The organism is Gammaproteobacteria bacterium, from assembly GCA_034522055.1.
Classification (GTDB): Bacteria; Pseudomonadota; Gammaproteobacteria; order JAABTG01; family JAABTG01; genus JAABTG01.
The window spans coordinates 1,879,250-1,892,395 of sequence record JAXHLS010000002.1 but is presented as its reverse complement, the minus strand read 5'-3'; the positions used below and the strand labels follow the sequence as shown (position 1 = coordinate 1,892,395).

10 protein-coding genes are annotated in these 13,146 nt (G+C 64.4%); 3 read left to right on the top strand and 7 right to left on the bottom strand.

The window, feature by feature from the left end:
* Nucleotides 1-34: 34 nt before the first annotated feature.
* A complete protein-coding gene (locus tag U5S82_09155) occupies nucleotides 35-781 on the bottom strand; it encodes a prepilin-type N-terminal cleavage/methylation domain-containing protein (protein ID MDZ7751815.1) in 747 nt (248 codons plus the stop codon).
* Nucleotides 782-1,132: 351 nt separating this feature from the next.
* Here U5S82_09155 and U5S82_09150 point away from each other — a divergent pair, with 351 nt between their 5' ends.
* Nucleotides 1,133-2,545, top strand: a complete 1,413-nt coding sequence (locus tag U5S82_09150) for an adenylate/guanylate cyclase domain-containing protein (protein MDZ7751814.1) — start codon at nucleotides 1,133-1,135, stop codon at nucleotides 2,543-2,545.
* A 70-nt stretch (nucleotides 2,546-2,615) separates the two neighbouring features.
* Here U5S82_09150 and U5S82_09145 read toward each other — a convergent pair whose 3' ends face one another.
* From U5S82_09145 to U5S82_09135, 3 genes are all read right to left on the bottom strand, one after another.
* Nucleotides 2,616-3,320 (bottom strand): hypothetical protein, encoded by a 705-nt coding sequence (locus U5S82_09145; protein MDZ7751813.1) that lies wholly within the window; start codon nucleotides 3,318-3,320, stop codon nucleotides 2,616-2,618.
* Nucleotides 3,320-4,090 carry an ABC transporter permease gene (locus U5S82_09140; GenBank protein ID MDZ7751812.1) on the bottom strand — a complete coding sequence of 257 codons (771 nt, stop codon included), beginning with the start codon at nucleotides 4,088-4,090 and terminating at the stop codon, nucleotides 3,320-3,322. Before U5S82_09140 ends, U5S82_09145 begins: the two co-directional genes overlap by 1 nt.
* 766 nt (nucleotides 4,091-4,856) lie before the next feature.
* A complete protein-coding gene (locus U5S82_09135) occupies nucleotides 4,857-5,651 on the bottom strand; it encodes a nidogen-like domain-containing protein (GenBank protein MDZ7751811.1) in 795 nt (264 codons plus the stop codon).
* A 518-nt stretch (nucleotides 5,652-6,169) separates the two neighbouring features.
* On the opposite strand from U5S82_09135, the gene U5S82_09130 reads away from it, so the two are divergent.
* Both U5S82_09130 and U5S82_09125 read left to right on the top strand, forming a co-directional pair.
* Nucleotides 6,170-7,957, top strand: coding sequence for a HAMP domain-containing sensor histidine kinase (locus U5S82_09130; protein ID MDZ7751810.1), 1,788 nt, complete (start codon nucleotides 6,170-6,172; stop codon nucleotides 7,955-7,957).
* Nucleotides 7,958-8,302: 345 nt separating this feature from the next.
* Nucleotides 8,303-8,950 (top strand): hypothetical protein, encoded by a 648-nt coding sequence (locus U5S82_09125; GenBank protein MDZ7751809.1) that lies wholly within the window; start codon nucleotides 8,303-8,305, stop codon nucleotides 8,948-8,950.
* Here the strand turns inward: U5S82_09125 and U5S82_09120 are convergent.
* From U5S82_09120 to U5S82_09110, 3 genes are all read right to left on the bottom strand, one after another.
* Entirely contained in the window at nucleotides 8,938-9,852 is a 915-nt protein-coding gene (locus tag U5S82_09120; GenBank protein MDZ7751808.1) for a type II secretion system protein, read from the bottom strand. The genes U5S82_09125 and U5S82_09120 overlap by 13 nt on opposite strands.
* On the bottom strand, nucleotides 9,849-12,482 hold the full coding sequence (locus tag U5S82_09115; GenBank protein ID MDZ7751807.1) for a hypothetical protein: 2,634 nt from the start codon (nucleotides 12,480-12,482) through the stop codon (nucleotides 9,849-9,851). The genes U5S82_09120 and U5S82_09115 overlap by 4 nt, the downstream gene beginning before the upstream one ends.
* Nucleotides 12,483-12,612: 130 nt before the next feature.
* A complete protein-coding gene (locus U5S82_09110; GenBank protein ID MDZ7751806.1) occupies nucleotides 12,613-13,140 on the bottom strand; it encodes a hypothetical protein in 528 nt (175 codons plus the stop codon).
* Nucleotides 13,141-13,146 lie beyond the last annotated feature (6 nt).

Genomic DNA, 13,146 nt, shown 5'->3' with positions numbered 1-13,146 from the left:
GCGGCGGGCCCCGATGCTCAGGCCTCCGACCGCCTCAGTACAGGAACACGGCGTTGCAGTCCTGGGAGTTGGTGGCGATGTCCCAGATGTCCGAATCGCCTGCAATCACTTCTACGCAATTATCCGAGCCGGTGTCGAGGACGTCAAAGTCGACTAGACCCGCAGCGTTTAGGGTCATGCGCACCACGCCCGTAGCGGGCAGGCCGTCGTCCTGCTTGACATCCAGCTCGCGGGCGATGTTGACGGGGATGTTGTTACCCAGGGTCAGGGACAGGCGCTCGGCGGGTGCAGTACCTGTGCCATCGAGAGCATAGTTGGGGTCGAAGTAGTCGCTGGTACGGTACAGGATGGGGGCGCCGTTGAAGGCATTGCTGGGGGCATTATCACGGTAGTTGGTTGCATCCACGGCAACACCAGCACCCGCGCTCTGGTAGGTGCCGGAGATGAAGCCGGCCTTGGACAGGTGCTCCCACACCGCCCCGGCCTCGCTCCAGCCACCATCGAGGCGGCCATTGTCGTCACCGCCACCGTTGATGGTGGTACCGATGGCCTGGCTGGCGTTGGTGGTGTTGACATCCCCCGGCACCTGGCGGTAGCGGTCGATGAAACCAAAATAGGCGGCCTGGATGCCGGCATTCATGTCCGCGAGGTTTCGCACCCGCGCGCTGTTGATGAGTTCCTGGCCCTTGAGGATGCCGCCCAGTAGCAGGCCGATGATCACCAGGACGATGGCGATCTCCACCAGGGTGAAGCCGCCCTGCTTATGTTGGATGCGATTCATGGCTAAACTCCGTGATATGGAAAATACTTCCGCTCTAACTCTCATGGCCTCTCATAGCTATACGCACCGCCCGAGTTGATGAAGGAGGAGCGCGTATCGGCCTATTCGTTCCCTCACCCCGTCCCTATAAGTCCGGGCATCCTGCCCTTCGCCTTGCGGGCCGCGCCGAGGCGCGTTCAGATCCGTTCCCGACGGATTTGTCCCCGCGGGAGACCGGGAGATCGGGCTTCGCGGCTTTCGCGTTAATAGTTATTCAAATAACATGCCAGGCTTGAGGTTCCTTATCTCATACCGCCGCCGGCGCGAGGCAGGGGCGGCCGGGACGGACCACCAGGGATTTTGGTGCACGCCATGAATACGCCATTGAATACACCGTCGACCCCGACACCCTGGCGCCAGCAGTGGGCCCGCCTGTGCGCCCTCCAGGATGCCCTCCCCCAGGGACTGGACCGCAGGCATCTGCTGCGCTCCTTCGCCCTGCTGCTGGTGTTCGCGGCCTTCATCTCCATCGGCCTCGGGCTGGTGGACTTCAGCCTGCTGGCGGGGGAACAACGGTCGGTGGCCTCGGACATGGCACGCACCCTCAAGGTGGACCTCCACGCCTCCCGCGCCGTGCTCACCAGTCTCGAGTTCCTGGTGCTGGTGGGGGTGGGGCTGGTGCTGGTGCTGCTGCTGCCCATCATGAGCCCCATCCAGGCCTCCCTGCTCACCCTCGCCGCCATGCTGCCGGTGGGCTACCTGGGCTACGCCGTCACCAAGCCGGCACCCCTGGTGCCCATGGAGTTCTCGCTCCTCACCATCCTGGTGCTGTTCGCCTTCAACGTGCTGGCCAGCTACTTCGAGGAGACGACCGCCAGGCAGCGCCTCATGGCGGTGTTCGGGCAGTACGTCCCCAAGGAGCTGGCGCGCATGATCCAGGACGACCCGAACAGCTTCACGCTCGCCGGAGAGGCCCGGGAGATGACCATCATGTTCTGTGATATCAAGGACTTCACGTCGGTGGCGGAGCGCCTGGAACCGACGCGCGTGGTGGAGATGTTGAACACCCTGTTCACGCCCCTGTCGCGCATCATCCACGAGCACGGGGGGACCATCGACAAGTACCTGGGGGACGGCATCATGGCCTTCTGGGGCGCACCCGCCCACGATCCGGACCACGCCCGCAACGCGGTGGCCTGCGCCCGCGCCATCCAGCAGGCCCTGGAGGGGCTGCGGGCGGATTTCGCGGCCCGCGGCTACCCCGAGCTGTACATGGGCATCGGCCTGTCCGCGGGCATGGTCAACGTCGGCAACATGGGTTCCGAGTACCGGGTGGCCTACACGGTGGTGGGCAACGCGGTGAACGAGGCGGCCCGCCTCGAGGCCCTGACGCGGGACATGGGCTGCGAGATCATCGTCGGCGAGGCGGTCAAGACGGCGGTGCCGGACATGGTGTTCCGAGAACTGGCCCTGGTGCGCCTCAAGGGCAAGAAGCACATCACCCGCGCCTACGAGCCGGTATGTGAGCGCTCACAAATGACGGCGGGGACGGAGACCTTCCTGGCCCGCCACCGGGAGGCCCTGGACAGCTACTACGCCCGCCGGTGGGACCGCGCCGTGCCCCTGTTCGGCCGCCTGTGGGAGGAGTCGGCGCCGGACAACCGCATCTACGAGATCTACCTCCAGAACATCTCCCGCTTCACGGCGGGGCCGCGGCCCTTCGATTGGGAGGGCGAGCTGGATCTCAAGCTGGAACCCCTGTTCGATTCCGACTCCAGAAACTGAAAACCCGCCCCACCAGGCGCCTGGGCGGGGCCGCTCGCCGTCGAATCGTCAACATGTTGTCGAGATATCGTCATTCCGGCGACTCCAGGGCCTCCAGCTTGCGCTCCAGGAAATGCAGCTCCCGCGGGTCTTCGATGGTCCCGCTCGCCAGCAGCCCCCCCACCAAGGCCCGGGCGGCCTCCAGCTCACCCATGTCCTCCAGCACCGCGATGCTCATGTCGCGGGCCCAGAAGGGCACCTGCGGGCCGGTGGCGTGGTCGGTGAGGGCCTGGGCGTAGCGCAGGGCCAGCGGCAGGTCCCCCAGGCGGTGCTTGGCCAGGATGGTGGCGTGGGCCAGCCAGCGCCAGCGCCCGTTGGGATCCTCCAGAAAGGCGCGGTGGATGAACTCCAGCATGGCACGCTGGCGCCCTTCGTCCGGCACCTCGGCGTACAGCCGCGCGGCGGCCAGCAGGGGATAGCGGGCTCTGGGGTCCAGCTCCAGCACCAGCGCCAGCCAGTCCTGCACGCGTTCGTAATCCAATTGCCTGAAGGGGATGCTGACGCCGGGCTGGTTATCGAAGGCCTGGAGCCACAGCATCAGCAGCCTCGCGGCCACCGCCTCCTCCCCCAGGGCCGCCACCCGCACCGCGGCTACCGACGGCGGCGGGGGCAGGTCACGGGCCGCGGCGCCCGGGCCGGGACGGGCACCGTGCCACAGCAGCTGGGCGGCCAGGGTGAGGGCCAGCAGCCACCACAGGGGGCGGGGGACATCCCGCAACGGCCTGACGGCGGCCATCAGAACTCGCGCCGGTAGAGGTCGAAGAGCGCCGCGGCCACCAGCAGGGCGACGTAGATCAGGGTCTGCCCCACGACCGGCAGCAGGGCGCCGGCATCCGCGGTGCCGTACATCAGCCATTCAGCGGGACCGAAGCGGTAGAGCTCCGGCAGCAGGAAGGCCACGCCATCCACGGCCCACGCCGAGGCGACGTGAAACAGGCTGCCCGGATCGTAGAAGGTGCCGCGGGCCATGAGCTGGATGGCACCCATGGAACGGGCCAGGAGGTAGAACGCCACCACCACGCTCAAGGCCACCGACAGGTTCTGGAAGGTGAGCAGGCAGAACAGGGCCAGGGCCGCGACGATGGCCAGCTCCGCCACCAAGGCGCCCCCCCACAGCACCACCCCGAAGGGCTCGGCCATGAACAGCAGGGGCACCATGAACAGACCGCTCACGAGCGCGGCGAACACCACGAAGCCCGCCAGCTTGCCCAGGAGATAGACGGCCCGCGGCAGGGGCAGGGACAACAACAGGTCCACCACCTTGTCGTCGAACTCCCGCAGGGTGCTGCCGATGACGAACAGGCTCACCAGCAACATGGCGGCCAGGCGCAGGCCGGCCGCCAGCGCCCCCACGCGGATCTCCCGGGCCTCGGTGATGGCGATGGAGTCCAGGAACAACGCCACGCCCACCCCCACGGCCACCACCAGCACGGCGAACCACAGCAGCCGCGTGCGCCGGGCCTCCAGCAGGGTCAGGCGGATGATGGGGAGCAGTCGTGCCGACAAAGGTATTCCGCTTTCAGGCTCGAGGAGCGATGGGCACTATTCGTGCCAATCATAGAATATTTTCTCTCACAGAGGCACGGAGGCACAGGGGTGAAAGTATTGTAGGTTGGGGTGAGCCTGCGAACCCCAACGGGCATTCCCCAGATCCATGGCCATGTTGGGGTTCGTTCCTCACCCCAACCTACGCATTACACAACGCCCCCACCGCCCATTCCTGCGGCACGAATGTAGGTCGGGATTCATCCCGACATCCCGGCCGGAAACACCGCCACCGCACGTTCCCGGGGCACGGATGTAGGTCGGGATTCATCCCGACATTAAACCCCGCCACACGCACCCCGCGCCGGGTCGGTACCACCCGCAGGCTGTCGGGCTGAAGCCCGACCTACAGCCCAACAGCCCGACCTACACAACACCCCCACCGCCCATTCCTTCGGCACGGATGTAGGTCGGGATTCATCCCGACATTAAACCCCGCCCCACGCACCCCGCGCCGGCTCGGTACCACCCGCAGGCTGTCGGGCTGAAGCCCGACCTACAGCCCAACGGCCCGACCTACAGCCCAACAGCCCGACCTACAGCCCAACAGCCCGACCTACACAACATCCCCACCGCCCATTCCTTCGGCACGGATGTAGGTCGGGATTCATCCCGACATTAAACCCCGCCCCACGCACCCCGCGCCGGCTCGGTACCACCCGCCAGCACTGCGCACAAAAAAAAGCCTCGCCGGGAGGCGAGGCTTTCGGGACCATCCAGGCGCGGCTCAGGCCCGGCGGGCGGCGCGCCGGCGCTGGACCACCAGGGAGACCAGCCCCAGGCCGAGGCCGAACAGGGCGACGGTGGGGGGCGTCGGGACGGGCGTCGGGTCCACCACCGCACCGCTGCGGGCGCTGAAGATATAGCGGCCATCGACATCACTGTTCAAACGGTTGGAGACGAGGGCGTTGGGACCGCCATCCAGAAAGGCCCCGTTCACCGCCGAGCCGGCCAGTTCGAAGAAGGTACCCGGATCACCGCTGCCGTTGGAGAAACCGACCCGGGCCGAATCGCCACCGAGGCCATCTGTATCCCCACCACTGGCCTCGCCCGTCTCCCACTGGATCTGGTCGTAGTTGAAGATGAAGTCGAAATCCCCCGCGGCGATGTCGGAGCGATCCACCAGGATCAACTGGAAGCTGTTGCGATTCGTTTGGGTTGTGCTACTGGCAAAATAATCGACATCGATCCAGTTCACGCCGAAGGCATTGCGCCCGCCGAAAGACCCCGTGCCGTAGGTGACCGGGGCGCCTGCGCTCCGCGTGTCGACGTCCGCGAAAAACGGGGCGATGATCTGGCGGCTCGTGAAGGTCAGATCGAAGGGGGTAAACGTCCCAAGTGAAGCGTCGAAAGTGACGTTACCGTTATTGTTTACGAAGAGTTGATTGGATGTCACTCCAAAAAAATTGGCATCAAACCCGATACCAACGAGCCCGGTCGACCCGTCGTCATTGGCGGCAAGCGTATTGCCGTCGAAGCCGCTCTCAATAGCGGTGGCGTACGCCCCGGCGGGAAAGGTCAAGGTCAATGCCAGGGCAAAAAGGTATGGTTTTGTTGTCATGGGTCGAATCTCCGGACTTTGTTTAAATGGGCTACGGCGAAGCCACCGATACTGCAATTAGGCAACAACCATGCCATACTTATATATATGTATATGAATCAATGGGTTAATTACGGTATTCGGGCATGATGCCCGCGTGACTGTAAATTTATCCGACAGCTGGATACGCCGACCTGTTGGCTCCAAACGGAAATTTAGGACGCCGGTTCCTGTCGCGTTGGTGATGGGGGCAGGGCCGGTAGGTTGGGATGAGGGACGAACCCCAACCTACCCATTCCTCTGTACCTCCGTGAGAGAATAAATATTTTCTCACAGAGGCACGGAGATGAAAGAGAATGAGGCAGAAGCGATGATCGTCGATTGCATCGCCAAAATGCCCTTCACCCCCAGGGGTTCGCTCAGGGCAGCTTGTATCCTTAGTATTGCTTCTCCTTTGTGCCTCCGTGCCTCTGGGAGAGAAAAGTGACCACCCACTCGGCGTGAACAGCCCCATTTCCCTTTCCTACTTCCGTCGCGGCATGTTCGCCAGGCCGCGGGAGATGCGCGAGAACCTGCTGCTGGGGCTCATGCTGTTGCTGCTCCATGCCGCCCTGTGGGGGGACTTCGGGAGTGCCCTGTCACGCTCCATGATGCTGGCCCACCTGGGGCTGTTCCTCATCTGGCAACCGCTGTGGCGCAGTGACCGGCGCCTGGACCGCGGCACCTCGACCGTCTTCGTGCTGCTGACGGTGGCCTTCGTCGTCTGGCTCAACTGGTGGTTCGTGTTCATCTGGATGCTGCTGCTCATCGGCCTCATCGGTGGCCGCGTGCTGTTCGTCAACCGCCGCGAACGCTTCGTCTACCTCACCACCCTGGTGGTGCTGATTTGCGAATTCCTCATCGGCTGCGTGGTGCCCACGTTCGATGTGCCCACCGACGACTTTACCGGGATACTGTTCTACTACGGCCTCATGGTGCCGGCGTTGCTGGTGCTGGTGCTGCCGGTGCACCACGACCCCCGCCCACGGCTCCACAGCGTGGATTTCCTCCACGCCATCACCCTGTCCTCCCTCACCGCCCTGCTGGCCCTGGGCAGCTTGCTGGTGATGTACTCCACCGAGCTGTCCTACCCCACGGCCCTGTTCCAGAACCTGATCTTCATCGCGCTGTTCCTGCTCGCCATCAGCTGGCTGCTGGACCCCCACCCCGGCTTCTCCGGCCTGTCCCAACTGTGGTCCGGTTATGTACTGAATATGGGCACCCCCTTCGAGGAGTGGCTCACCGGACTGTCCCAACTGGCCCAGAGGCACGACGCCCCGGATGCCTTCCTGAAGAACGCCATGGCCCAGTTCGGCGACCTGCCCTGGGTGGAGGGAACCCGGTGGGAGACACGCGAGCAATCCGGGCTGGTGGGCCGGGAGACCCCCCACGCCAACCGGGTCCAGGGCGACACCCTGGAGGTGACCGTCTACACCCTGGCCGCCCCCGGCGCCACCCTGCTGCTCCACAGCCGGCTGCTGATCCAGGTGATCGATTACTTCTATACCGCCAAGCGCTCCCAGCAGGAGCTGGGCAGCCGGGCCCACCTGCAGGCGGTATACGAGACGGGGGCCCGGGTGACCCATGACATCAAGAACCTGCTGCAGTCCCTGCAGACCCTGACCATGGCCATGGAGCACACCGAGGGCCGGCGGGCCGAGCAGGCCTATGCCCTGGTGCGCCGCCAGCTCCCCCAGTTGGGGCAGCGCCTCGGCCGCGCCCTCGACAAGCTGCAATCCCCCGAGACCGAGGAACCACTCGAACACCTGGCCCTGGACCAGTGGTGGCGGCGCCTGAAACGGCGCCATGAGGAGGCGGGACTGGGCTTCGAGGCCGCCGGCGAGATACCCGTTACCGAGGTACGGGCGGATGTCCTCGACACCGCCCTGGAGAACCTGCTGGAGAACGCCCGCTTCAAGCGCCAGAGCGAACCCCACATCCGCATCACCGTGAGCCTCGACCCCGGCCCGCCGCTGACCGTGACGGTATGCGACACGGGCTCTCCCGTACCGCCCGCCGTGGCCGAACGCCTGTTCCGCCAGCCCGTCGACTCCACCAGCGGCCTTGGCATCGGGCTCTACCAGACCGCGCGCCTGGCGGAGTCCGCAGGCTACGAGTTACGCATCCTGCACAATGCCCGGGGACGGATCTGCATGGGCGTCCTGAAGAGCCCCGCAGACAGGCCCAATGTCGATATTCTTTACAGTAACGACCCGGGCACCGGAGACCCCAGCGGCCGGAGAGCATGAATTCTGGACCGATCGGGCCCCTTGCCGGTCCATATGGGCTATCCTTGGGGTAGTGTGGGGAGAGACGTAAGGCCCGTTGGGTGGATTTGTCGAGATTTTTTACAGAATGAGACATCCATCACAGGACCGCGCCCATAAGTCACTGTAAAAGAAATAGTTATAGCTTTTGGCGTAGATTTTGCTTTAAGTTCGGGGAATCACATTCGGGCGCAAAACAAACAGACCCAAGCCCGCACCCAGGACAGATAACTCAACCGGGATTCTCTCGTGCAACCAACCATCCACGTAAAGCCCCTAGCATTCTGCGTCCTCATGGCCTGGTCCGCCTTTGCCCCGGCGACGTCGGTGCTGGGCTTCGAGGACATCAAGATCCCTGAGGGCAAACTGAGGGCTACCCTGCCCCCAACCCATGGCGGCCTCCAATGGAGCAACGGCTGGTACGTGGAGCCGTACGCGGAGTTTCTGGCCGAGGTGAATTCCTTCTTCAAGGCGCGCCCTGCCGCTGACGGCGCCGCCAACCTGTTCTATCTCACCAACCTCGAGAGATTCGACACGGTACACAGCGAGGTCGAGGTTAAGGGAGCAAAAACACCATTTCTCTTACACGGCCTCGAACTGTACAGTTTCCCGGATGACGGAGAACCCATCGATATTCCGGAGATATTCAGCTCGGCGCTGACCGTAACCATCGATGGTTTCGATGCCGCAGGCCGACCGGTCAACCGGCCCATCATCATCGACCTGTTCCCGTCCGGCAAGGCGCCATTCTCGACCATCCAGGTGTCCTTGAACAAGAACTCCGGCTGGACCAGGCCGGTGCACTCGGTGGTGTTCACCGCCGAAGGCGGCAGCGCACCACGCTTCGTGATGGACAACCTCGCCTTTACACCTGTGCCCCTGCCACCGGCACTCCTGCTGCTAGGCTCGGCCGCCACCCTGCTGCTGGCGGCTACCCGCAGGCGCAGAAGGCCGCTCTCCCCTCAGGGTAACTGACCGGCCGCGATCATGCGCTCGTAGAGCACCACGGGCGAGATCCATTCCACGATGTCATCGAAATAGGCCCGCGCCACATCGGTGTCAGGCTCTCCGCGACGCGGGCCGGCCACGAAAATATCGTCCTCCGCGATCCAGTAACCGCCCAGCAGGGAAGGGATGACAGCCGACTCTCCCGCGTTTTCCAGCTGGTAGGTGGAGAAGAAGCCGTAGCCGGGCATGTTGCTGCCATCCGGCCCCAGGGAATAGAACACCACCGGTGCCTGACTGGTCAGCGCAAGCGCGCCACCGTCACTACAATTGGGAGTGACCTCACTGCCCGTGCCCGTAACGTCGTCCGGTGGCGGACCCTCGCTTGAACACACCTCCAGGTCCGGTTCCAGATTCTCCATGCCCACCCGGCGCATCTCGCCATCGGCCACGAAGTCCCACCCTTCCTCAGCATCCAAATTGAATCTCGTGACGCTGTAGCGATAGGGGTTGCCCCAGGCATCCACCAGCACCAGCAGGTTGTCGCCGTTGAAGGGGCCGGAGACGCCAAGGGTCACCGCGGGAACGAAGCCGTGCTGGAGGGACTTCACGCCATCGTTGCAAGTTCTTGCGGCCCCGCCCGCTGCCTCCAGTTCCTCCCCATCGGTGGCGTGGGTCGCGGGACAGGGCAGGCGGCCGTTCACCTGGGCAAAGCCGATGAGGGCGCTGCGGATCTCCGCCAGCTTGCGCTGGGTCTCCTGGATCTTCGCAGTCTCCACTTGCACCGACAGGGGCACCAGGATCCCCGTCAGCAGCAGCCCGATGACCACCACCACCACGGCCAGCTCGATGAGGGTAAAGCCCGTTTGCTTACCCTGATCCCGATGACAGCCACGGCGGCCCGCTCGCCCGCTATATGAGAGACCTTTCAAGGCGTTACGATCCTCATCACATCATTAAGACCGTCGTGGTCTACTCCAAACCAGAAGAATTCATCGTCTGTGTCGGCATTTTCACCTTCAAGGTAGCAGTCCACGGTGTTAGCGGCACTGCATTGGATTCCCTGTGCTCGATCCTGAGGGAATGGGCCCGGACCAACACTCGCTTGAGCCTGCCCGGCCACCAAGACTAAAGCCTCCACATCATTCCGTATCACGGTTCCGCTTTCATCAACCAGATTCAAACAGTTTCCTGCGCCGGCGCAATTACCGGCCCCGTCGGGGTCCTCGTCATCGGAGATCGCCACCGCCACGAGCCGTTCCCAGCCCTGTTGGAAGAACCATGGCGGAAGATCGACGACGTCTTGTTCGTCCACATCCCCGTCACCGTCAATATCCTCGTTGACGAGCTCCGTCTGGGGCATGAAATCCAGACGCAGGCCGGAAACGCGCATCCACCCCGACCAGCCGGTGGAGGTCCCGCTGATCGTCCACTCACCCCTCCCCACCTCCGATGCACCGGCGTAGTCCTGCACCGTTAATTGCCCCTCGACCTGCCCATCGAGAGTGACATCGGCTTCGGTGCCAGACACGCAAAAGGGAGAAACGGGGTCATAGCCGATGCAAACGCTGCGCGTTCTGATGTCACCGGATGGCTCCACGACGAACTCCGAGCCATTGAAACGCAGCCACAGACGATAGGTGCGCTCAGTGACCTCGCCGACGTCAGTGAAGGTGCCGGCTACCGTGCATCCAGACGGGCTCTCTTCATCGGCCGTCACGGTCAGGGAGAAGGGGGTGATGGTCTCCACCGTTTCGCAGTATACCCCCCGGGGATGGGTCCACTGGCAGGCCCCCGGGGGGAACGACCGCGAACCGGACTCCACCGCATCCTTTAGCTGGAAGGTGTGCTGCCGCTCGAGCGTGAGGGTAGCTGCTCCCGAGCAGAGTTCCAGTATCCCACCAGTCACGTTCCAGTCCAGGGTGAAGGCACTGATGTAGGGCCGCCCCACCGCATGCACGGGCAACAGCCCGAAACGGGTCCCCTCAACGGAAAACTGGCGCCCCAGTTCCCAGCCATCACCTGGCGCAAAAGCGTCGCTGGTGCCACCCAACAAGTGTCTGACTATGAGCTGGTTCGGCAGGGTTACGGTAGCCACCAGACCGAGCGACCCATCTGAATGATTGATGATAGGATCCTCCTGCTGGACACGGAGGTCCGCGAAATCCACCTCGTCATCCACTAGGGTGTCACCCGCGCTGCCAGCGTCGGCCCGGCCATAGCTCGCGCGGAAGCGGTACTTATTGCCCACCGTGAGACCGATATCCCCAACGATTTCCACGGTGCTGGTGCCGGCGCTGAAGCTGACCCTGCTGGCCAAGCTCGCGCCGCCGCCTGTCAGGTTTTCCAACACGCTACCCGGTGGTATCGCCAGTTCAACCAGGTTACTCGCGGTTTCCTTCAGCTCGTCGCCGGCGGTTCCCGTGTCGGCGGTGCCCTCGATGGTGGCATTGGCGGCAACAGGACGGCCACGAAGCAGGATCTGATAGAAATCCGAACCTGCGAAAGTATTTCCTACGCCTCCGGATAACGCGCCCACCGTCAACGTCTGGTTATCTGGGATCCCTACGGTATCCACTACGCCGAGGGAGCCATCGGTGACGTTATGCACCAAGTCACCCCCTTGGACTCCTACCGCCACGAAGTCGTAGGAGGAATCCTTCAAGGTGTTACCAGCGCTCGTGTTCCCCGCAGTCCCCTGGATCCGTGGTTCCAGGGCCAGTGGCTCCCGAAACTCCGCCAGCCATGGAAATCGGCCATAACCATTCTGATAGTTCCTGAGTGCGCTCGCCACCAGTTCGGCCACCCGCTTTTCCACCCGGGGCATCAGCTCGTCGATGGTGATGTAGATGAGGCGGTCGTTGAACTCGTCGCTCTGGTGGATGTAGAAGTCCTCGCCGAGACTATCAGCGCAGCCAGCCGCCACATCGGGGCAGCCGTCGTTGTCGATGTTGCCCACGGTATCGCCGGCCTGATCGAAGGTCTCCAGAAATTCGTCGATAGGCGGCGTGGCGCCGCTGCGGTCCTGACCCTCCAGGGCGGGGCCGGGGGCGATGATGACGGCGGCCACGCGGTCGCTTACGATGTTGCCCTCGCCGTCCCTCACCTGGAGCCAGGGAAAGGGTGGCGGATCGAGATCCACCAGGTTGGAATTCAGAGGTGCTGCACCCGGCCCGGGGTTACGGACCAGGTTCTGGGACACCGCGTACCACAGCCGTGCCCCGTAGCCGTCGGTGATATCTTGGCCATCATGAATGATTAATGATCCGGTACATCCCGCCTCCCCCCGCCAAGGGAAGCGGCCCATAAGCAGCCCAATATTTGCGTCACCAGTAAAACAGTCCGCCTCTCCATCGTAATTTCCATCATTGTTGTCTCGATCTGGATAAGGCAACTCTCCCGGCTTCCGGTTACTCGAAACCGCCCACCCCATCAGCAGCTCCTTCGCCCGCGCCAGGGCCTCGGAGGTCTGCGTCTCCCGGGCCCGTTGATGGATGGAAGGATCGAACCGGGCGAGGATGACGGCGGAGGTGGCCACCACCAGGATGATCAGGAGCACCATGAGGGCCGCGCCGCGCTGGGCCGCGGCGGGGCCGCGAGGCAGGGGGGCCGGCGGTGAAGGGGAGCGGGAATATATGGGCTGCGGCATGGCGGTGACGGACCCCCGGGTGGTCAACGGGAGCGACTGGTGGTCATGGCCCGGCGTCGCCGGCGCGGCCCTGGGGCGCCAGCCCGGGCGCGGTCTCGGAGGGGCCGGGCGTGAGTTCGGAGACGCGGGCGCTGGCGGGGTCGAAGCGCTGGCCGGGTTTGAGGTCCACGGTGGTGTCCGAGCCCCGCACCCGCACGGCCACGCCGCCATCGCGGGTGCTGGTGGGGTCCACGGTCACGCCTTCGTCGGTCGTGCCCTTGCGCAGCACCGGGCGGCCGTCCACCCACGCGGTGTTGGGACCGTGGCTGCGCACCACCAGCCCCTCCATGCGCAAGGAGCGCAGTGGCGGCGGCGGCTCCGGTGGCGGTTGCTCTTCCGCCACCTCGGGCTCCGGGGCCTGCTCCGGGGGCGGGGCGAAGCGTTCCTCGTCCAGGGCCGCGCGCTGCTCGGGGGTGAAGAACAGCCGCCCCAGGGCCTCGCCATGGGCCATTCCCGGCACCAGGACCGCGACCCAGAGCACGCCGAGCACCAGGGCGCCGGGCCAGGAGAAGGGGGGATGCCTTGCGGCCATGGTAAT

Bases quoted from the DNA above. Each gene is read 5' to 3' on its own strand.
- U5S82_09155 (MDZ7751815.1), bottom strand. From the start codon at position 781: ATGAATCGCATCCAACATAAGCAGGGCGGCTTCACCCTGGTGGAGATC.
- U5S82_09150 (MDZ7751814.1), top strand. From the start codon at position 1,133: ATGAATACGCCATTGAATACACCGTCGACCCCGACACCCTGGCGCCAG.
- U5S82_09145 (MDZ7751813.1), bottom strand. From the start codon at position 3,320: ATGGCCGCCGTCAGGCCGTTGCGGGATGTCCCCCGCCCCCTGTGGTGG.
- U5S82_09115 (MDZ7751807.1), bottom strand. From the start codon at position 12,482: ATGGTGCTCCTGATCATCCTGGTGGTGGCCACCTCCGCCGTCATCCTC.
- U5S82_09110 (MDZ7751806.1), bottom strand. From the start codon at position 13,140: ATGGCCGCAAGGCATCCCCCCTTCTCCTGGCCCGGCGCCCTGGTGCTC.